At 61.8% G+C, this 20,009-nt stretch carries 21 protein-coding genes and 1 tRNA gene; 14 read left to right on the top strand and 8 right to left on the bottom strand.

All coding sequences use genetic code 11. The features are described 5' to 3' along the window. Positions 1–27 precede the first annotated feature (27 nt). The gene (locus Q1A85_RS18605) at positions 28–1,620 is read left to right on the top strand and encodes a YiiX/YebB-like N1pC/P60 family cysteine hydrolase (RefSeq protein WP_299693068.1); all 1,593 of its coding nucleotides are present in this window, start codon (positions 28–30) and stop codon (positions 1,618–1,620) included. Between the two features lie 226 nt (positions 1,621–1,846). On the opposite strand, the gene Q1A85_RS18600 is transcribed toward Q1A85_RS18605, so the two are convergent. Further along, positions 1,847–1,931 (bottom strand) — tRNA-Leu (locus Q1A85_RS18600). Positions 1,932–2,069: 138 nt separating this feature from the next. Between Q1A85_RS18600 and Q1A85_RS18595 the strand changes: the two genes are divergently transcribed. After that, positions 2,070–2,576 (top strand): Hint domain-containing protein, encoded by a 507-nt coding sequence (locus tag Q1A85_RS18595; RefSeq protein ID WP_299693065.1) that lies wholly within the window; start codon positions 2,070–2,072, stop codon positions 2,574–2,576. Here the strand turns inward: Q1A85_RS18595 and Q1A85_RS22995 are convergent. Both Q1A85_RS22995 and Q1A85_RS22990 read right to left on the bottom strand, forming a co-directional pair. Further along, complete coding sequence (locus Q1A85_RS22995) at positions 2,573–3,469, bottom strand: NAD(P)H-hydrate dehydratase (RefSeq protein WP_366140608.1); 897 nt, start codon at positions 3,467–3,469, stop codon at positions 2,573–2,575. The genes Q1A85_RS18595 and Q1A85_RS22995 overlap by 4 nt on opposite strands. A gap of 37 nt (positions 3,470–3,506) precedes the next feature. After that, complete coding sequence (locus Q1A85_RS22990; RefSeq protein ID WP_366140607.1) at positions 3,507–4,217, bottom strand: NAD(P)H-hydrate epimerase; 711 nt, start codon at positions 4,215–4,217, stop codon at positions 3,507–3,509. Positions 4,218–4,387: 170 nt separating this feature from the next. Here Q1A85_RS22990 and Q1A85_RS18585 point away from each other — a divergent pair, with 170 nt between their 5' ends. The 6 genes from Q1A85_RS18585 (at position 4,388) to Q1A85_RS18560 (ending at position 8,860) form a co-directional block, all read left to right on the top strand. Further along, positions 4,388–4,726 (top strand): P-II family nitrogen regulator, encoded by a 339-nt coding sequence (locus Q1A85_RS18585; RefSeq protein WP_299693062.1) that lies wholly within the window; start codon positions 4,388–4,390, stop codon positions 4,724–4,726. Between the two features lie 33 nt (positions 4,727–4,759). After that, positions 4,760–6,163 (top strand): type I glutamate--ammonia ligase, encoded by a 1,404-nt coding sequence (gene glnA / locus Q1A85_RS18580; RefSeq protein ID WP_299693059.1) that lies wholly within the window; start codon positions 4,760–4,762, stop codon positions 6,161–6,163. A 135-nt stretch (positions 6,164–6,298) separates the two neighbouring features. Then, positions 6,299–6,874, top strand: a complete 576-nt coding sequence (locus Q1A85_RS18575) for a hypothetical protein (RefSeq protein WP_299693056.1) — start codon at positions 6,299–6,301, stop codon at positions 6,872–6,874. A 110-nt stretch (positions 6,875–6,984) separates the two neighbouring features. Next, positions 6,985–7,782 carry a lytic transglycosylase domain-containing protein gene (locus tag Q1A85_RS18570; RefSeq protein ID WP_299693053.1) on the top strand — a complete coding sequence of 266 codons (798 nt, stop codon included), beginning with the start codon at positions 6,985–6,987 and terminating at the stop codon, positions 7,780–7,782. A gap of 1 nt (position 7,783) precedes the next feature. After that, positions 7,784–8,290: a hypothetical protein gene (locus tag Q1A85_RS18565; protein ID WP_299693050.1), complete on the top strand. Its 507-nt coding sequence runs from the start codon at positions 7,784–7,786 to the stop codon at positions 8,288–8,290. 126 nt (positions 8,291–8,416) lie between these two features. Next, positions 8,417–8,860 (top strand): glyoxalase superfamily protein, encoded by a 444-nt coding sequence (locus Q1A85_RS18560; protein ID WP_299693047.1) that lies wholly within the window; start codon positions 8,417–8,419, stop codon positions 8,858–8,860. A 67-nt stretch (positions 8,861–8,927) separates the two neighbouring features. Here the strand turns inward: Q1A85_RS18560 and Q1A85_RS18555 are convergent, their stop codons facing one another. Beyond that, on the bottom strand, positions 8,928–9,674 hold the full coding sequence (locus Q1A85_RS18555; RefSeq protein ID WP_299693044.1) for a DUF3445 domain-containing protein: 747 nt from the start codon (positions 9,672–9,674) through the stop codon (positions 8,928–8,930). A gap of 37 nt (positions 9,675–9,711) precedes the next feature. Then, positions 9,712–10,755, bottom strand: coding sequence for a hypothetical protein (locus Q1A85_RS18550; RefSeq protein ID WP_299693041.1), 1,044 nt, complete (start codon positions 10,753–10,755; stop codon positions 9,712–9,714). Between the two features lie 90 nt (positions 10,756–10,845). Between Q1A85_RS18550 and dddP the strand changes: the two genes are divergently transcribed. The 4 genes from dddP (at position 10,846) to Q1A85_RS18530 (ending at position 16,672) form a co-directional block, all read left to right on the top strand. Continuing rightward, positions 10,846–12,186 (top strand): dimethylsulfonioproprionate lyase DddP, encoded by a 1,341-nt coding sequence (dddP, locus tag Q1A85_RS18545; RefSeq protein WP_299693038.1) that lies wholly within the window; start codon positions 10,846–10,848, stop codon positions 12,184–12,186. A gap of 334 nt (positions 12,187–12,520) precedes the next feature. Beyond that, on the top strand, positions 12,521–13,378 hold the full coding sequence (locus tag Q1A85_RS18540) for a hypothetical protein (protein WP_299693036.1): 858 nt from the start codon (positions 12,521–12,523) through the stop codon (positions 13,376–13,378). 125 nt (positions 13,379–13,503) lie between these two features. Then, a complete protein-coding gene (locus Q1A85_RS18535) occupies positions 13,504–15,324 on the top strand; it encodes an EAL domain-containing protein (protein WP_299693034.1) in 1,821 nt (606 codons plus the stop codon). A gap of 109 nt (positions 15,325–15,433) precedes the next feature. Beyond that, a complete protein-coding gene (locus Q1A85_RS18530) occupies positions 15,434–16,672 on the top strand; it encodes a bifunctional alpha/beta hydrolase/OsmC family protein (protein WP_299693032.1) in 1,239 nt (412 codons plus the stop codon). A gap of 94 nt (positions 16,673–16,766) precedes the next feature. On the opposite strand, the gene Q1A85_RS18525 is transcribed toward Q1A85_RS18530, so the two are convergent. After that, positions 16,767–17,366 (bottom strand): biotin transporter BioY, encoded by a 600-nt coding sequence (locus tag Q1A85_RS18525; protein WP_299693029.1) that lies wholly within the window; start codon positions 17,364–17,366, stop codon positions 16,767–16,769. Between the two features lie 149 nt (positions 17,367–17,515). Here Q1A85_RS18525 and Q1A85_RS18520 point away from each other — a divergent pair, with 149 nt between their 5' ends. Beyond that, on the top strand, positions 17,516–17,776 hold the full coding sequence (locus tag Q1A85_RS18520) for a DUF6455 family protein (protein ID WP_299693026.1): 261 nt from the start codon (positions 17,516–17,518) through the stop codon (positions 17,774–17,776). Here Q1A85_RS18520 and Q1A85_RS18515 read toward each other — a convergent pair. Both Q1A85_RS18515 and Q1A85_RS18510 read right to left on the bottom strand, forming a co-directional pair. Further along, positions 17,752–18,165, bottom strand: a complete 414-nt coding sequence (locus tag Q1A85_RS18515) for a DUF6314 family protein (RefSeq protein ID WP_299693023.1) — start codon at positions 18,163–18,165, stop codon at positions 17,752–17,754. The two genes, Q1A85_RS18520 and Q1A85_RS18515, sit on opposite strands and share 25 nt — an antisense overlap. Continuing rightward, positions 18,155–18,487, bottom strand: a complete 333-nt coding sequence (locus tag Q1A85_RS18510) for a hypothetical protein (protein WP_299693020.1) — start codon at positions 18,485–18,487, stop codon at positions 18,155–18,157. Before Q1A85_RS18510 ends, Q1A85_RS18515 begins: the two co-directional genes overlap by 11 nt. An 81-nt stretch (positions 18,488–18,568) precedes the next feature. On the opposite strand from Q1A85_RS18510, the gene purB reads away from it, so the two are divergent. Continuing rightward, positions 18,569–19,873, top strand: a complete 1,305-nt coding sequence (gene purB, locus Q1A85_RS18505; RefSeq protein ID WP_299693017.1) for an adenylosuccinate lyase — start codon at positions 18,569–18,571, stop codon at positions 19,871–19,873. Positions 19,874–20,009 lie beyond the last annotated feature (136 nt).

The following is a 20,009-nucleotide window of genomic DNA, read 5'->3' as shown; positions in this document are numbered from 1 at the left end:
TGACTTTATCGAGAAGGAGATTTTCCCATGGATAACAACGACGTATTGCAGCACGAGCTGGATGAGTACGAAGGCCATCCACAGGACCGCGAAACGATGGTGGACGCCTTGCGCGCCACAGAGATGGGCGGGATCACCGACGCGCTCATGCGGCGGTACGTGGATGACGGCAAGGAGCATTTCCCGCCCAAGGACACGTACAAAAAGCTGGCCATAGGCGGGGCAACCCCCACCCAGATCGAGGCGCGGCATCTGGAGGTCGGTGACATCCTTGTTTCCACCGGCACCGAATTGCTGAGCAAGACGATCAAGGACCACACAAAGGCCCCGGTGAGCCACGCGTTCATGTATGTGGGCGGCGGCAAGATCATCGAGGCGGATGGCAAGGTCGCCGAACGCTCGCTCGCGGATGCGCTGGCCAATGACTATTACGCCGCCGCTTACCGCGTGCCTGATCTTACGGATGCGGACCGCGCCGGGCTGGTCAAGTTCATGCGTGCCCAGATCGGCAAGCCCTTTGACAATTGGGGGGTCATTGACCACCTGATTTACGTCGTCTCCGAGGACCCGAATGCGTGGTACTGTTCAGAGCTTGTCTTTGCCGCCTACAAAAGCATCGGCAAGCCGCTGATGACCTCGGGCAAAAAGGTGGCAAGCGCCGTTGACCCGGATGACAGCGTGCCGGGCCATGTGCTAAAGATCAACAATATCAAGTATATCGGGCACGTTCTTGTTCCCGCCTACGCGCGCAGCACCGTGTCCAAGGCCAAGTCGATGGCCGAGGAAATGGCGCTTTGGGGGGCCACGCCCAGCGATCACCGCGAAACGATGGTGGACGCCATGCGCGCCACCGAACTGGGCGGCATCACCGATGCGGTCATGCGACGCTATGTGGACGACGGCAAGGAACACTTCCCGCCCAAGGACAGCTACAAAAAGCTGGCGATTGGCGGAGCGACGCCCATCCAGATCGAAGCGCGGCACCTTGAGGTCGGCGACATTCTTGTTTCCACCGGCACCGAGTTGCTCAGCAAGACGATCAAGGACCATACCAAGGCCCCGGTCAGCCACGCCTTTATGTATATCGGGGGCGGCATGGTGATCGAAGCCGATGGCACCGTATCGGAGCATTCGCTTTCCGACGCGCTCGACAATGACTATTACGCCGCTGCCTACCGCGTGCCCGATCTGACGGATGCGGACCGAAAAGGTCTGGTCAAGTTCATGCGCGCGCAGGTTGGCAAGCCGTTTGACAATTGGGGGGTCATTGACCACCTGATCTATGTCGCGGCAGAGGACCCGAATGCGTGGTACTGCTCGGAGTTGGTCTTTGCCGCCTACAAGAGCATCGGCAAGCCGCTTATGATTTCAGGCAAGAAGACCGCCAGTTCCGTCGATCCGGATGACAGTGTTCCCGGCCATGTCCTGAAAATCAGCAATATCAAGTATATCGGGCACGTTCTTGTTCCGGCATATGCACGCGGGGCCGTGTCCAAGGCCAAAGCTATGGCCTTTGGTGGGCGTGCTATGAAAGCGGGCAGTCATGGCCGCCGTGGCCAGATGCTGCCCGCCCCTCCGGCGGCGTCGCTGGCGGCTGTCTCCGGTTCGCCCTGGCGGTAAGCGCGCGCGGAAGATTACGCGAGCCATAAGATGAAACCGCCCCGCCCGCCGGGGCGGTTTTGCATTTTGGTGACTGGAGGTGATCCGGCCCGGCGGTGGCCCAAGTGCGCCCGCTGCATCCCGGATTGCGCACACCGGTGGCGTGTATCTGTTGTGGTGCCGGTGAGTGGAGAACTTTAGAACGTGCACGGCCTCAAGTCGCCGTAGTCGGTCGGCCGGTAAAAAATGGTGCGGGCGGGGAGACTCGAACTCCCACACCTTGCGGCGCCAGAACCTAAATCTGGTGCGTCTACCAATTCCGCCACGCCCGCTCTGACGCCCCTCTAGCAAGTCCCGCGCCCCGAAGCGAGACCCATTCGATCCGCCAGCGTGCAGAAATTGCACGACATTAAGGGAAAGTTCAGTTATCTTTGCGTTACCTGAGGCAGGTATACAAAGTGAGAAACGCCATGAAACCGAAAACGGTCGGGCGTGCATCGGGCGGGATTATCCCGCAACAACGCACGTGTATTTCCCATGTGGGCCTAGTGGCCGGCACCATCGTCCTGACAAGTGACGGTGAAATTCCAGTGGAGTTCCTGTCGCCCGGCGACCGGATCATCACGCGCAATGCGGGCATGGTCCCATTGCAGGCAATCGAGACCGAAAAGGTCAAGATCGAAGCGGTGCGCATCAATGCGGGCGCTCTGGGCCATATTAAGCCACCCCACACCGTGATGCTGCCCGCAGCACAGACCGTGCTGGTGCGCGACTGGCGGGCCAAGGCATTGGGGGGCACAACGCAGGCGGTGATGCCCGCTGGCTGTCTGGTGGATGACGAACACATCACGTCGCTGGGCCCACGCCAGATGGTGCTGGTCCGCTTGGGCTTTGACGCGCCATACGTGATCTATGCCGACGGGCTGGAGTTATCTGTGCCCGCCATGGTCGCCGAAGAGGCGGTGGTGGCCGCCTAGCTTTCCAACGCGCGCAGGACTTGCGGCAACATCTCGGGCAGGTCCTCTGCGATCAGTCCGGGCCCAAAGGCGCGCGCGCATTCCACGTGCAGCCAAACAGCGGTCTCGCAGGCCGCCATCGGGTCAAAGCCGCGCGCCAGCAGCCCGGTGATGAAACCGGCCAGCACGTCCCCTGCCCCGGCAGTGGCCAGCCACGGCGCTTCGCGGTCATACGCTGCCGCATGGACAGAACAACGGCCATCCGGGTGCGCAATCACTGTGTCCGGCCCCTTGAACAAGACGACGGCCCCGCACCGCGCCGCAGCCTCCCGCGTGGCATCCACCTTGGAGTAGGCCGGCCCCCGGTCCGACGCCGCTGCCAGCTTTTCTGCGATATCGGGGAACAAGCGGGCAAACTCGCCGCCATGCGGGGTCAAGACAGCGTGTTCGTTCAACGCCTCCATCCGCCGGGTGTCCTGCGCAATCAGGGTCAGCGCGTCTGCGTCAAACACCATGAGGCGTTCGGCACTCAGATGCGCTGCGCTCAGCACGACATCCACAAGCGACGCGGCATGATCGTGCAGGCCAAGGCCGGGGCCCAGACAAAGCGCGTTGATGCGGTCGTCACCCAAAACAGCGCAGAGCCCATCGGCATCCGCCACACGGGTCAGCATCAGCGCCGTGATTTGTGCGGCGACCTCCATCTGTGTCCCGGGCGGCACGCCCAGCGTCACCAGCCCCGCGCCAATCCGCAGCGCCGCGCGCGCGGCCAGACGTGCAGCCCCCGTGCGCCCCGGACCACCCGACAGGATCAAGGCATGTCCGTGATCGAACTTGTTGCCGGAGGGTTTGGCCAGCCCATCCGGCCTGTTCACCAGCCGAACGAAATCGGGCCCTGTGGTTGTCTCGGCCACTCCGGCGCGCTCCCCGCTTGGGGGGGTGTTTGGTTTGCTATCGCTCAAGGCCAATGTCCTTCACCACGACCTTACCGCACGCGTGGAGACCTTCTGCCAGCATATGGCCGACCTTCATGCGATGAAACGTCACCGTCAGTTGGCTTTGAAGATGGGTTGGACGCCACCACTGCGCGCCTTCTGTCCAATGCGACGGCCCAAGAACGCGTCCGCTATCGCTGCAAAGACCGCTTGGAATATCGACCGATGTGAGTCTGCAATTCGCGAATTGGAAGCGATGGGCACGCAGGGTTTCTTCGTTCAGATCCAGAAATAGATCACAGAGATCCTCAACCGGGCGGGTCAAACCAGTCCCAAAGAGGCCATCCACAACCAACTCCGGTGATCTGCTCGACACGTCGTCGAGGCCAGAGACCGGTGCGACGTCACCCGCTTCACGCCATCGCTCATAGTTTGTCTTTGCATCCGGCGGCAGCTTGTCTGCATCCCCATACAGAAACACCTGCACATCCCACCCGCGCGCGTGCAGCAACCGCGCCACGACAAAACCGTCACCGCCATTGTTGCCCGGCCCGCACAGGACCACGGCACGGTGTGCGCCCTCGGACAGTTCCGGCCATTCCTCGAACACGGCCTCCACGACGCCCTGCCCCGCACGCTCCATCAACTCCAGCCCGGTCACAGCACCCGACTCGATTGCGGCCTGTTCAATGGCCCGCATCTGGGCGGCGGTCAGCAGTTCGGTCACATCAAATCCCCAAAGTTTTCATTCTGCCCGTTTTTTGTGCGCATTGCATGTTTTTGCACCACACCCTATCAAATCACCTTGTCAATCAGCCATTCTAAGCCGCCTGCGATGGACGACCCTAGGCGCAGATGGTCCACCCCTTACCGAGAAATGCCAGAGGGAGGCACCCCATGAAAAAGATCGAAGCCATCATCAAGCCCTTCAAGCTTGATGAAGTCAAAGAGGCCTTGCAAGAGGTTGGTGTTCAGGGGTTGTCCGTGATCGAGGTCAAGGGCTTTGGCCGCCAGAAGGGTCACACGGAGCTATACCGCGGTGCCGAATATGTCGTGGATTTCCTGCCCAAGGTGAAGGTCGAGGTGATCCTCGATGACGATCAGGTGGATGGCGCGATTCAGGCCATCGTGGACGCCGCCAAGACCGAGAAAATCGGCGACGGCAAAATCTTTGTTTCCTCCGTCGAACAGACCATCCGCATTCGGACCGGTGAAACCGGCTCGGACGCGCTTTAAACACTAAACCAACTCAGGAAGGATTTTCGGGACATGGCAAACCCTGTTCTTGATCTTATCAAAGAAGAAGATGCGGCATATGTCGACATCCGTTTCACGGACCCGCGCGGCAAGCTGCAGCACGTGACGGTCATGGCCGATCAGGTCGACGAGGATTTCCTCGAAGAAGGCTTTATGTTTGACGGCTCGTCCATTGCGGGCTGGAAGTCGATCGAAGCCTCCGACATGAAGCTGATGCCCGATCAGGACAGCGCCTATGTTGACCCGTTCTATGCGGAAAAGACGATCTGCGTGCATTGCTCCATCGTAGAGCCGGACACCGGCGAAGCCTATGAACGTGACCCGCGCGGCACCGCCGAAAAGGCCGAAGCCTATCTGAAATCCACCGGCATTGGCGACGTGGCCTATATGGGCCCCGAAGCGGAGTTCTTCCTTTTTGACGATGTGCGGTTTTCCAATAGCATCAACAAGGTATCCTACGAAGTTGATGCAACGGACGCGTCGTGGAACACCGACACCGAATACGAGATGGGCAACATGGGCCACCGTCCGGGCGTCAAGGGCGGCTACTTCCCCGTGAACCCCACGGACGAAAGCCAGGACCTGCGCTCTGAAATGCTCAGCACCATGAAACGTCTGGGCATGAAGGTCGACAAGCACCACCACGAGGTGGCGTCCTGCCAGCACGAGCTGGGCCTGATCTTTGACAGCCTGACCAAGCAGGCCGACGAGCTGCAAAAGTATAAATACGTCATCCACAACGTCGCCGCCGCTTATGGCAAGTCGGCCACATTCATGCCCAAGCCCATCGCGGGCGACAACGGCACCGGAATGCACGTGAACATGTCGATCTGGAAAGACGGCAAGCCCTTGTTTGCAGGCGACAAATATGCCGACCTCAGCGATGAGGCGCTGTATTTCATCGGTGGTGTGCTGAAACACGCCAAGGCGCTCAACGCCTTTACCAACCCGTCGACCAACAGCTACAAGCGTCTGATCCCCGGTTTCGAGGCCCCTGTGCTGCGTGCCTATTCGGCCCGCAACCGCTCGGGCTGCGTGCGGATCCCATGGACGGAGTCGCCCAAGGCGAAACGGGTTGAGGCCCGGTTCCCCGACCCGTCGGCAAACCCCTACCTGTGCTTTGCCGCCTTGCTGATGGCGGGCCTTGACGGGATCAAGAACAAGATCCATCCCGGCGATCCGTCGGACAAGGACCTCTATGATCTGCCGCCCGAAGAGCTTGCGGGCATCCCGACAGTCTGCGGGTCGCTTCGCGAAGCGATGCAAGAGCTGGAAGCCGACATGGACTTTTTGCTGGCCGGTGACGTGTTCACCAAGGACCAGATCGAAGGCTATATCGCGCTTAAGATGGAAGAGATCGAAACATACGAACACACGCCTCACCCGGTCGAGTTCGGCATGTATTACAGCTGCTGACTCCTCTCTACTAAGCAGTTGAATCTACGGGCGCGCCTTCGGGCGCGCCTTTTTTATGTCGTAAAGGCTCCAAACTATGAGCCACATTGCGCGTGCATAATTGGGTGGATTGATCACAGACCCCGGACCCTTCTGATGCCAGAACAGACCTCGTTCGAAGACCGGCTCGCCCGGATCGCACAGCAAAGCGCGGCACAGGATGTGCCGCCCCAAACGTCCCGGTCGGCTGACCCGGTGCGCCGCCACGTGCAACCGCAGGGCATATCGATACTGGACGCGGTCGGGCATATCTTTTCCGCGGCCCGGACCCTGTATATCGTCTTCGTCATGATCGCCCTGGGCGCGTCCGCCTTTTTCTGGAACGCCAGCCCAGACACCAAGATCAGCGTCATCTCCGTGTTCATTCCCGAATTTGGCCAGGTGGCGTCCGACGAGGCGGCCGCGTCGGACCGCTACGAGAGCGGCACGAAGGTCACGCCGTTCAACGCCAACCGGCTCGCGCTCAAGCGCATGAACGCCTTTGCGCAGGACGAATCGGAATGGGAGATGCGGGCGCTGATCAAACGCGCCAACGACCTCGGACAGCCGTTCCTCGCCAAAGAGATCGCGCGCGAGATGGGCGCGTGCGAGACGCTGAAATGCCGATCCACGCTCAAAACCCAATACGACACGCAGCTCAAGCAATTGCGCAAGTCCACGCCGACCTGGTAGGCCCCGCGCTCGGATCGCCGGCGCCAAAACGCGCGGGCGGGCGTTTGTCTTTGCCTAACCTCCGCCCAATCCGCTACCCTGCCCCTATCGTAATGTGACGGAGCACGGGTATGCTGCAGAAAATAGCATTGGGTCTTGGTCTTTCTCTGGCTTTGGCGGGCACGGTCGAGGCCGCGCCCTGCGGCAATACCGGTGCCGGGTTCGACGCGTGGAAAGCTGGGTTTGCACAGGATGCACAACGCGCTGGCGTCAAGGGTCCGGGCCTTCAGGCGTTACAGAACGCGACCTATGCCACCCGCACCATCGCCGCCGACCGCAACCAAAAGAGCTTTCGCTATTCCCTGCCCAAATTCATGCAGATCCGCGGCGCGGACACGATCGTGGCACAGGGCCGTAAGCGCAAGGCACGCAATCCCGACTACTTTGCCGCGCTGGAGCGTAATTACGGCGTGCCCGCAGGTGTTCTGATCGCCATCCACGGGATGGAGACGGCCTTTGGCAACTTCATGGGCGACAGTTCGGTCGTGTCCGCCATCGTGACGCTGACCTATGATTGCCGCCGGTCCGATTTCTTCAAACCGCACGCCATTGGCGCGCTAAAGCTGGTGGACCAAGGTTCCATCACCGGCTCCACCAAAGGGGCCAAACATGGTGAGCTGGGCCACACGCAGTTCCTGCCGGGCAATGCGCTGACCTACGGGGTGGACGGCAATGGCGACGGGCGCGTGGATCTCTACAACCAGACCGACGCGCTGGCCTCCACGGCCAATTTCCTGCGCCAAAAGGGCTGGAAACCCGGCAAGGGCTATCAGGAAGGCCAGCCCAATTTCAAAGTGATCAAGCAGTGGAATGCCGCGACGGTCTATCAGCAGGCGATCGCGATCATGGGCGCGCGCATCGACGGCTAAGATGTTCCAACCCAAACCGGGCACCAAAGCCGACCCGGCCAGACGCTGGGCCTTGTCCGACCGCGCCTTTTTCGCACACGGGGCCTGCCACATCCTTGCCGGTGTGTGTTTGCACGACTGGCAACACGGCGGTCTGTGGGCCGAGCGCATCATCCCCAATGGGCCCAATCCCCGCAACCACATCTATGTCACCGACGGAACACTCTGTCTCGATTATCGCGGCACAACGTCCCGCGACCGCCTTCTGGCCTGGAACGCGACCCGGATGACGCAGCGCATTCCCGGTTGGCGCGGCACTGTCGCGCTGGTGCGATTTGACTTGCTGGACACGCGCGCCCTCAATGCCCGCAAGATGCGCGGCCCGGATCAATACTTGCACGACCCCATCGCCCGTGCGCGTGCCTTTCTGGCATCAAGGCACGCCCCGTCCCCGTCTCTGTCCCCCAAAAATCCTCCCCGAAGGGCCGGCTTGCCAAAAGCCGCACATCCCCTTATGAGCGCGCCATAGGGTTCAGGCCCCTGCCCTCCGCCACGTGGTAAAGCCCTGATGATCCGATCTGTCCTACGGTCGCGTCTTTCGGCAATGCGGAGCCCCGAACGTCCCCCTTTGCGACCTCAGTACAAGGAGACGGATATGGATATCCCCCTACCTTCGCGCGATGCGCTCAAGGCGCAGGCCAAACGGCTGCGCGCATCGCTTTTGGCTGCGGGCCGCCCCTGCACCCACGCCCAGGCGCTCGAGGCCGTGGCGCACCAATGGGGCGCCCGCGACTGGAACACCCTGAGCGCGCGGGCGCGCGACCACGGCCAGCCATGCTATCGCCCCGGCCAGCGCGTGTCGGGCCGCTATCTCGGGCATCGGTTTGCGGGCCGGATCAAGGCCGCGCGCAGTATGCCCCAAGGGCATTACGCGCTGACCTTGCGCTTTGATCAGCCGGTCGATGTCGTCGAGTCGCAGCATTTTTCCTGTCTGCGGCAACAGGTGAACTGCGTGGTCAATCCAAACGGACGGTCAAACCGTGCGACGTCCAACGGCCAGCCCCATGTGGTGATCTTCGACGCTTGGGCGGGCGGCTAACGGGCACGCTATTGCAGCGCTGGCCTAACACCCGGCGCTGCGGGTCGGTTGTGCGCACGCGAACGGCCTAACCCAGCGCGGGCAGGTCATTGCGCGCCAGCACCAGCGTGTGAATGGCAAAGACCACCGCCCGGCTTTGCGGCAGGCGCAGCAGCGTCTGCCGCTCGGTCCGGTAGTATGGTCCCGTGTCTGACCGTGATCCCACGCGACGCGGTTCTTGCGCGGACCGGGGCTGGAACAGCTCCGGGTTTTGATACCAAAGCTGATTGAACCGCCACAGCGGACGGCCCACCTGAATGCCGTCAAACAGGCGCTGCACCCGCCGCGCGACGTCACCATCATATTCGTCCACCGGCACGTGAATGTCCGTAAGGGGCCGGCCCGCCTTTTCCCGCAGCCGCCACGACGCCGGGAAACACAGCACAGCCGCAGTCAATACGTGCTCATTCCCGCGCTTCTCCATCAGGACAAAGTCGCATTGGCAGAGCCGCCCCAGCGTCTCCATCGGGTGCGTGCGCCGTATACCGATCACACGCCCGTCCGGGCGGCGGACCTGTGTACCGTCCACGTCAAAACCAAGATCGGGCAAAACGTCCAGCACCATGTCCAGAAGTTCTTGTGCCGCAGGCCGCGCAGCGGGGTCCAGATACAGCACTTCCCCCGCACGTTCCGCCAACAGCACCTCGCGGCGCGCCATCTGTGCGCCGTAGGCTTCGTCGACCCGCAGCCATGGCCCGGTCTCGGGCTGAATGCCCGGCAGTGCCCGCGCACAGCGCATATCCTCGGGCAGCGTTGTCTGCAAAATCGCCGTCATATCAGAGTTTTGTCACGGTTGGCGCCCTATGACCAGATCACCCTGCGGCCCAGTCATGTGCCGCAGCGCCATCCGTACACGGCGTGATCCGCAACGGTCCCGTCGCCACCATATGGCGCGCAATTTCAGGCGGTGTGGTGGCGTCGGGCTGCCCGGTCTCCCAGTCGTGCCACGCGCTGGACCAGCGCAGATGCGCGCCGGTGTCAGGCATCTCCATCGTGTCCCCTTCGGCCCAGAACCGCAGCCCGTCCCCCATCGCTTCGCCAAACAGGCGCGCGCCCAGATGGTGCTGGAACAGCACCGCCGCGACAATGGCCGCGGAAAAGGTAAACCGGTCCACCCGGACCGACAGGCGCGTGCCGTGCCAGTGCGTGCGCAGCGCGTCAATCACCGGAAGGATGCGGGTGAAATCCCCGCCCGTATTGCCCCGCAAGTCCACCACGATATTTGCATGTGGCCGGGTCAGGATCCTCTCCGCCAGTCCGGGCGGCAAGGGCGTTGAAAAGCGGGCGATGCGCACATGCCAGACCGGATCGTCCCAGACCACCGGCGCTGGCAGCGCCCCGCCCTCTTCGTCGGGGCTGGCCCGTCCTGTGTCAGACATCGGATAAAGCGGCAATGCAGGCACCAACCTGTCAGGGCCAAACTGCACGCTGTCGCCATCCAGCCCATATGTCACCGAAGCTGCGCCCAGTGCCGTTGGCCAAGCCAGCAGCATCGCGCCAATGACAGACTGCCGGGCGGGCGTTCCGGCCAGCATGGGCCGAAACCGATCCAACGCGTCGGCGACGGGCACGCCGTTCACCGTCTCCAGCTTGCGCACAGCCGCCCCCTGCACCATGCCAAATCCCTGTTGCCGCGCCACAATCCGCACCGGCCAGACCCGTATGGCTGCGTTCGGGATGATGCGCGTGTGCCCGTTCCCTGCCGGGGCCAGCACCCGCATCGCGGCGCATAGAAACAGGTCCGGGTCCGTCGCGGCCTCCATCTCGGCAAGCGGCGCCGACAGGTCATGTCCGGCACAGGACGGGTCCCGCCCCACCGCCTCGCGCACCACCGCACAATCCCTTGAAAACCGCATCACACCTCCAAAAAACGACGCAGCGCATGGTCGCATTCCGGCAACACGGCCCCTGCACGCCCCGCCACTCTACCGCCAAGGGAGGCTTCCATGAACCAGCATTATCGCGACACCCGCAAGATCGACCCGGCCCGTGGTGCGACCCTGCCCGATGGCACGCCAAACGATGCCGACCGGATCGAGATCGGCCCACCCCTGCAGACCCAGCGCGCCTGGCAGGCGGCGGGCCTGACCCTGCCCAATCTGGCCGCGATGCGCGCGCATCGCTGGCGGCGGCTGACCCGCCATATCGTGGACCGTGACTATGCCGGGCTGTTGATGTTTGACCCGCTCAACATCCGCTACGCCACCGACTCGACCAATATGCAGCTTTGGAACACGCATAATCCGTTTCGTGCCGTGCTGATCTGTGCCGACGGGCATATGGTCATCTGGGACTACAAAAACGCACCCTTCCTCAGCTCCTTTAATCCCCTGGTCAAAGAGGTGCGGTCCGGTGCGGACCTGTTCTATTTCGACCGGGGCGACAAGATTGACGTGGCCGCCGACGCCTTTGCCAACGAGGTGCGCATATTGCTGGCCGAACACGCGCCGGGCCTGACACGGCTGGCCGTCGACAAACCCATGGTCCACGGATTGCGCGCGCTCGAAGCCCAAGGTCTGACTGTTATGGATGGCGAAGAGGTCACCGAAAAATCCCGTTCCGTCAAAGGAATGGACGAAATCCTTGCCATGCGCTGCGCGGTCCATTCATGCGAGGCCGCTGTGCAGGCAATGGAGGATTTCGCCCGCGCCAATGTGGGTGATGGCACCACATGCGAGGATGATATCTGGGCTGTGCTGCACGCCGAAAACATCAAGCGCGGCGGCGAGTGGATCGAGACGCGCCTGCTCAGTTCCGGGCCGCGCACCAACCCGTGGTTTCAGGAATGCGGCCCGCGCATTTGCCAGCGCAACGAGATCATCAGCTTCGACACGGATCTTGTCGGCTCCTATGGCATCTGCGTGGACATCTCTCGCAGTTGGTGGATCGGGGACGAAAAACCGCGCCCCGACATGGTCTATGCGATGCAGCACGCCCACGAACACATCATGCAGAATATGGAGATGATCAAACCCGGCGTGACCATCCCCGAACTGACGGCAAACACGCATGTGCTGGACGACAAGTTTCAGGCGCAGAAATACGGCTGCCTCATGCACGGTGTCGGTCTGTGTGACGAATGGCCCCTCGTGGCCTATCCCGACAAGGCGGTGCCCGGGTCGTTCGACTATGCGCTTGAGCCCGGTATGGTGCTGTGTGTCGAGGCGGCGGTGGGCGAGGTTGGCGGTGATTTCACCATCAAGCTCGAAGATCAGGTTTTGGTGACCGAAAACGGCTTCGAAAACCTGATCAGCTATCCCTATGATCCCGCGCTGATGGGCCAGTGAGGCGCCGGCCATTGGTCTGAACGCGCCCGGACCCCACCGCGTGCCTGAGCGCCGCCAAATGTACGCCCCGCCGCAGGCCTTGTTCCCCGACCGGCGCGTTCAATTGGTGTTCCATATCACGATCATGGCGGCAGCAATCGGCCCATAGGCGTTGGTCACGCAGCCCCTGTGGGCGCAGATCAACGGCCCGCCCGCGCAAAATGCGCGCATATGTGTTATCATACACGCAGGGCCACCCGGATTGCGCCACTGCGTGCCGTTCGTTTTGCATTGGGCCCCGTATGATTTCACACGTGTTGTTTTGACAAGGGCATAGATACTCTGGGGGGACCAGATGAGCGATAATTTAACGTCCTATGTGGACAAGACCGAAGGCACCCGCGCGGAGCTTGAAGACGAGCTTGAAAAGATCAAGGGCAAGATCGAAGAGGCCACCGGCCCGGCAGAGGAAAACGCACCTGACGACCCGCTGTTCCGCGCCAATATCGAACTCAAGACCTCGTTCATCTCGCAGGCCAGCACCAGCGCGCTGTTGCGCACGGTGCGGTCCACAATCGAGATGGAACTGATCAAAGAGGAAGAGCGCCGAAAGATCATGGAAGCCGAGCTCAAACACGAAGAGCGGTTGGCCGAGATCGAGGAAGAAGAGGAAAAGGCTCTCGAAGAGGCTGAAGAGTCCGAGGAGAAGGCCAAGCTGGAGGCCGAGAAGGCCCGGCTGGAAGCCGAAGAAGCACGGCGCAAGGCCGAGATTGACCGCGATGCCGCCGAGGCCAAGGTGGATGCCAATGTGCGGGACGCAGGCAACAAGGCCGATGACGACCGCAAAAAGGCCGACGCCGCCAAGGACAAAGCCGACGCCGAAGCCGACCGCAAAGAGCAGGAAACCGAGGCAGAACGCAGGGCCGCCGAAGCAAAGGCCCGCCGCGCGCGCGAGGCCGCACAGCGCAAGGCACAACGCAAGCGTCGCATAGCAGAGGAGAAAAAGCGCGTCGAAGAGATGGAAGCCCACAAAAAGGCCAAGGAAGAGATCATCGAACGGCTGCGCAAGGCATCCGAAGCCATTTCGGAATCCACAACCGTCACCGAGCAGATGCGCATGTTGAAAGAAGAGATCGAACGGGAAATTCAGGAGAAATACGGCGATCCCACCCCGCCCACGACGGGCGGAACAACAACCGGTGCCACCCCCTAAGGCCGGGACGCGGGCGCGCGGTCACATCATGTAAAGAAAGTGTCTCGCATTTTCGTAAAACCCGGTTCCTAAACCCTTCATTTGCCGTCAACGGCTAGCGTCGCTGCACGCGCCGGAGACAGCTTATGGAACCTAGGATAGCGATTTACCTTGTGCTGGCCACGATCCTGTCTGGCCTGTTTGCCTATGCGTTCCGACAGATCCACGCCAACCAACGCGCCGCGCGCACCTTTCGCGCCATCGCCGAGAGCGCCAGTGACGGCCTTGTGCTGATGGAACGGGACGGCACGGTGATTTGGGTCAACGACGCTTATTGTCAGATCATGGGCCGCGATGCCGAAGAGATGTTGGGCCGCTACGGGCTTGAGTTCGCGTTGCCACCCGAGGATGCGATGGCACCCGAAGATGTCGCCGCCTTCCGTTTTGACCCGACCGAGGAACGGTTCAGCAAGCTCACGCAGCGGACCAATATGCGCGGTGACGGCACCCGATTTATCCATGAATTCAGCCACGCGGTGGTTCAGGACGGATCGCATACGCGTTACCTCGTGGCCGGGCGTGACATTACCGAACGATTGGAACGGGAAACGGCGCTGATTGCCGCGCAAGAGGGCCTTGAACAATTGGCCAATGTCGACACCCTCACCGGGCTGGAAAACCGCGCCCGGCTTTGGGCCACTCTCGAGGCGCTGATTGCCAAGGGGGACCCGTTCGCAGTTCTTCAGATCGACATGAATGACTTTAAGGCGATTAACGACACATATGGTCATATCGCGGGCGACAACATTCTGCGCCATTTTGCCGACATCCTGCGCGGCCTCGCACAGGACAGTTGGACGGTCGCACGCGCAGGTGGCGACGAATTCACATTGCTGATCCCCGGCATCACCGACCTCAGCACTGCGCTTGATCTGGCGCGCCAGTTGCGCAAAGCGGCGCGCAAGCCGATGCCGTGGCAATCCGGCGAGATACAGGCGTCAATCTCGGTTGGTGCGGTTCTGGCCGCAGGCGACATTGATGCAGCGGATGAAATCCTGAACCGTGGTGACGTGGCGCTGTACACGGCCAAGCATCAAAAACCGGACCGCGTCGCAGGCTATGACACTGCGCTCCACCGCAGCTTTGTTCAACAGCAACAGATGCAGCGCGAGGTTGCCAAAGCGATTGAAGAGGATGCTTTTACCTTTCATTTTCAACCGATTGTGGACACGTATTCTCACCGGGTGGTCCGGTTCGAAATGCTGGCCCGCTGGGAGCATCCGGAACGGGGCATGATCCCGCCGGGCGAATTCCTGCCCCATGTCGAACGGCTTGGCCTGATCTCGGAACTGGACTTCATGGTGATCGAACACGCCGCCGAAAGCCTGCGCGTGCTGGATGAGGCCGGGCTGCAGGATGTCGGGATTTCAATCAACCTGTCCACCGGTGCCATGCGCAACGCCACCATCCCGGACGAACTGATTGCCCGCACCGCGCAGGCCAGTTTCATGCCGTCGCGCCTGTCGATTGAGGTGCTGGAGACAACCGTGGTCACCCTTGCGTCAAATGATGCTGTGGCGCGCCAATTGGAACGGCTCCGCGCCGCCGGATTCACCTTGCTGCTGGACGATTTCGGCATCGGTCACGCTGGGCTGGCGCACTTGGCCTCTCTCGCCGTGCACGGGATCAAGATTGACCGCCAACTGACATCTGCCGTGGACCGCGATGAAAAAGCGCATCACGTCGTCACCGCCACGATTGATCTGGCGGGCAAGCTGGGTGTCGACGTGGTTGCCGAAGGGGCCGAAACCGCCGAACAGATCACCACCATCATGGCGGCGGGCGGACGTTGTTTTCAGGGCTACGGCATTGCCCGCCCCATGCCGCTGGAAGCGGCGATTGTCTGGGCAGGTGAGCCGTGGGCGAACTGGTCGGCCACGCGGCCCGACAGCCAGATGGCCGGGTAGCGTCGCGTCTCCACCATGGTGAGACTCAACACCTCCGCGTGAGGGCATATTTCACCCCCTTCCCCAAAGGCGCGCAAACCCCCATCCTGTCAGCAACAGGAGATACCAAATGCCAACGGAACGCATCACCTTTCCGGGCCACGCCGGCCCGCTCGACGCGCGGCTTGATTTGCCCGAAGGGCCGCATCTTGCCACTGCTGTGTTTGCCCACTGCTTTACCTGCGGCAAGGACATCCCCGCCGCCCGCCGCATCGCTGCGCGTCTCAGCACGATGGGCATCGCCGTGCTGCGTTTTGATTTCACCGGGCTGGGGCATTCGGAGGGGGAGTTTTCGAACACCAGCTTTACGTCCAACGTCGAAGACCTTGAAAAAGCGGTGGAATACCTCAACGACCGGGACATGCCGCCCACCCTGCTAATCGGCCACTCGCTGGGCGGCGCCGCCGTGCTCAAAGCCACAGCCGATCTGCCCCAGATCAAGGCGGTCGCCACGCTCGGCGCGCCCTTCGATCCCGAACACGTCACTCACAACTTCGCCGACGCCCTGCCCGAGATTATCTCCAAAGGTGTCGCAGAAGTGTCGCTGGGTGGTCGCCCCTTCCGCATCGGCAAGCAGTTTATCGACGATGTGGCCCAAGGCGCGCTCACCCCCGCCATCGGCAAACTGGATGCTGCGCTTCTGATCCTGCACGCGCCGCGCGACAGCATCGTCAGCATCGACAACGCCAGCCAGATTTTCCTGGCCGCAAAACACCCCAAAAGCTTTGTCACCCTCGACGACGCCGACCACCTGATCACCAGCAGCGAACATGCCGAATACGCCGCCGACATCATCGCCACATGGGCGAAACGATACCTGTCACTCACACCGCCCGCCCCACCCATCGGTGCGCCCGAAGGGGTTGTGCGCAGCGCCGAGGCGGACCCAAAAGGGTTCCTGCAAGACATTACGCATGGCACCCGTCACCACATCCTCGCCGATGAGCCACGCGCTTACGGCGGCACAAACAAGGGGCTGTCGCCCTATGGCCTTGTCAGCGCGGGTCTTGCGGCCTGTACGTCGATGACAATCCGCATGTATGCCCGCCGAAAGGAGTGGCCGCTGGATCATGTTTCAGTGGATGTGAGCCACAACAAGGTCCACGCACAGGACGCGGACGCCGCGATTGGTGACAAAGTGGATGAATGGAAACGCCGCATCACCCTGACCGGCGCGCTGGATGACACGCAACGCGCCCGCCTAATGGAAATCGCGGACAAATGCCCCGTGCACCGCACGCTGGAACGCAGCTCGACCGTGATCACCGAACTGACCCCGGCGACAACCCAAACGCCCGCGACCACCTGATCGCAAAAGGGCTCAGGTCAACGCATGTCCCAGAATGAAGTAAGACGCGGGCCCCGTCAGGGGTCCGCGCCTTTCCTTTGGATCAAGTCTGCACTTAGCCGCGCGCGCGGCCAACCAGTTTCCACGCCGCCGGCAGAACCGCCGCGGCCAGTGCCAGTTTCAGCGCATCACCCAGCAGGAACGGCGTCAGACCCCATGCAAGGATCGGCTTGTCCCAACCATAAAGCTGACCCAGCCACAGCAAGCCCGGCACATAGATCAGCACGGTGCCGATCCCCATCGCCAGCGCCATCCAGACCACCGACCGGTCCCAGCCGCGCTGCGCCAGCGCACCCAGCGCTACCGTGGCCAGCACGTAGCCCACCAGATAGCCGCCTGTGCCGCCCATCATGTAAGTCAGGCCGAATGTCTCGGCCGAAGATCCCGCAAAAATGTCAAAGCCCAACGCACCCACGATCATGTAGGCCAGGATCGTCACCAACCCCAAACGCGCACCATAGGCCGCGCCGATTGTCAGCACCGCAAAGGTCCCCATCGTCACCGGCACGGGCCACATTGGCACCTTGATTTTCGCCGCAATCGCCAGCGCCACGACACCCAGCACCACCAGTGCAACCTGCTTGACGCGCAACGCCGTCCCGCTATCGGCACCAAGCACATCGCTCAGCACTTTGTTATTCCACGTGTTTTCCATGATTGGCCCTCACCGATCCGTGTTTTTGCTGCCCGTCTTGTGCCAAGCCGCCCCTGTTTCTGCAAGTGCGAAAGACAGTTGATGCACATCAAGGACAGGCCAAACCAAACTGTGACACTGTCTGATTGAATGCCACTCAGGAGGCTGCCATGCCCCTTTTCACCAAGACCGCCACAAGCGCCGACCTCATGTCCGGCATGATGTCACGCCTGCGCAAATCACCAATTGGCCCACGCGAACACGCAACCCAAGCCCACGCCCGCCGCCTGCGCGAAATGGTCCTGCGCTGCGTTGCCTGCCCGGATCAACCCGGCTGCGCCGCCGTGCAGGCAATGTCGCTGACCCTGCCGGAGCCGCCGGATATTTGCCCGAACAAGGCCGCCTTTCAGATGCTGCCAGCACGGTCATAGCGCGACAGCATCCGGTAATCCTTGCGCGGGCCCCTGACCCGCCACTGCACGGTAAAGCTGGGCCAGTCTTCAAACCCGTACCGCCCGTCATATTGATCGGGATCGCACCAATGCGCGGTATCGCCGCCCAGTGGCGGCACATGGTGAAAAAACCGCCCATCCTCGAAATATACGGCCAGATCCGCGTCCCAGCAGTAGCGTTGCGTTGCACTTAATGGCGGGCCTGCGCCGATGCGCAGCGTGCCCGTCTCGTCGTGGCGCAAACCATCCGCCTCGGGCGCAAACACCGCCTGTCCGTCAAATGTCGCACAGGTGCCGTCGGCATGGTGGATCTTACGACTGATCTGCCAGACACCGACGAAATCCTGCAACACCCGGTTAGTCGGCATAAACACCATCCGTCACATCGTTTCCCGTTCCGACAAAGCGCACCATCGCCCCCGACACCGCGATGTCATAGCAGGCCCACAGGTCCGACGGGGGCCACTGGCTGCAATACTGATCGCCCTGAACCCGCCAATACCCCCAGCTGTCACGCCCGCCAAAAACATAAAGCGTGCGCCCCGAAGACCGAAAGTCCTGCCGCGCGGTCTCAAAGGCGATCACGCGCCCTTCCAGCGCGGCCCGCACGCCGGCACCATCCAGCGTCACCCAAGGCTCCGCCCCAGCGGGCGAGGCCAAGAGGGCAATCATCAGGGCAAAGCGTCTCATCTGCGTGCCTTCATCTTGTCGTTCATCGGACCGCAGTCTAAGGACGCGGCACATGATGCGACAGTCACAAAAAGGTGCCCCATGATCCCCCGTTATTCCCGCCCTGACATGGTTGCCATCTGGGACCCAGCCACGAAATTCCGCATCTGGTACGAGATCGAGGCACATGCCTGCGACGCCATGGCCGATCTGGGCGTGATCCCGCGAGAGAATGCCGAGGCCGTCTGGAAAGCCAAGGATGTAGAATTCGACGTGGCGCGCATCGACGAGATCGAAGCCGTCACAAAACATGACGTCATCGCCTTTCTGACGCATCTGGCCGAACATGTGGGCAGCGACGAGGCCCGCTTTGTGCATCAGGGAATGACATCTTCGGACGTGCTCGACACCTGTTTCAACGTGCAGCTCACCCGCGCCGCCGACATCCTCATCACCGATCTCGAAGCACTGCTCTCCGCCCTCAAAAAGCGCGCCCTTGAGCACAAGGACACACTCCGCGTGGGCCGCAGCCACGGCATCCACGCCGAACCCACAACCATGGGCCTGACCTTTGCCCGCTTTTATGCCGAGATGGACCGCAACCTCAGCCGGATGCGCGACGCCCGCGCCGAAATTGCGACCGGCGCTATCTCCGGTGCGGTGGGCACCTTCGCCAATATCGACCCTGCGGTCGAGGAACATGTCTGCGACAAGTTGGGTCTGGTGCCCGAACCGATCAGCACACAAGTGATCCCACGGGATCGCCATGCGGCGTTCTTTGCGACGCTGGGGGTCATCGCCAGTTCGATTGAAAACATCGCTATAGAAATCCGCCACATGCAGCGCACCGAAGTGCTGGAGGGTGCCGAATTCTTTTCCATGGGCCAAAAAGGCTCCTCCGCCATGCCGCACAAGAAAAACCCGGTGCTGACGGAAAACCTCACCGGTCTCGCCCGCATGGTGCGCGCCGCCGTGATCCCCGCGATGGAGAATGTGGCGCTTTGGCACGAACGCGATATCAGCCACTCCAGCGTCGAACGGATGATCGGCCCCGATGCCACAATCACCCTCGACTTTGCGCTGGCCCGCCTGACCGGCGTCGTCGACAAGATGCTGATCTTCCCCGAGAATATGCTGGACAACATGAACAAGTTTCCCGGCCTCGTTATGTCGCAGCGCGTCCTTTTGGCCCTGACCCAAGCGGGTGTCAGCCGCGAGGACGCCTATACCATGGTCCAGCGCAACGCCCTCAAGGTCTGGGAAGAACGCACCGATTTCAAAGCGGAGTTGCTGGCCGATGCGGATGTCGTTGCGGCTCTTAGCACCGACGGGATCGAGGAAAAATTCGACATGGGCTATCACACCAAACATGTCGACACGATCTTTGCCCGCGTCTTTGGCGACTGATCGTTTCTTCTGACCGGAAATACCACGGGGGGCGCGGCACGCGCGGGGGCAGCGCCCCCTCCTGCGCCCGAGTTCCGGGCAGAGGACTGCGCATTGCGCAGTTTTTCTTTGGTCCGCGCCCTGTTCTGGCCTACCC

This window comes from uncultured Tateyamaria sp. (assembly GCF_947503385.1).
Lineage (GTDB): Bacteria > Pseudomonadota > Alphaproteobacteria > Rhodobacterales > Rhodobacteraceae > Tateyamaria.
Note: the sequence above shows the minus strand (reverse complement) of the source record. Positions and strands in the feature narration are given on the sequence as shown.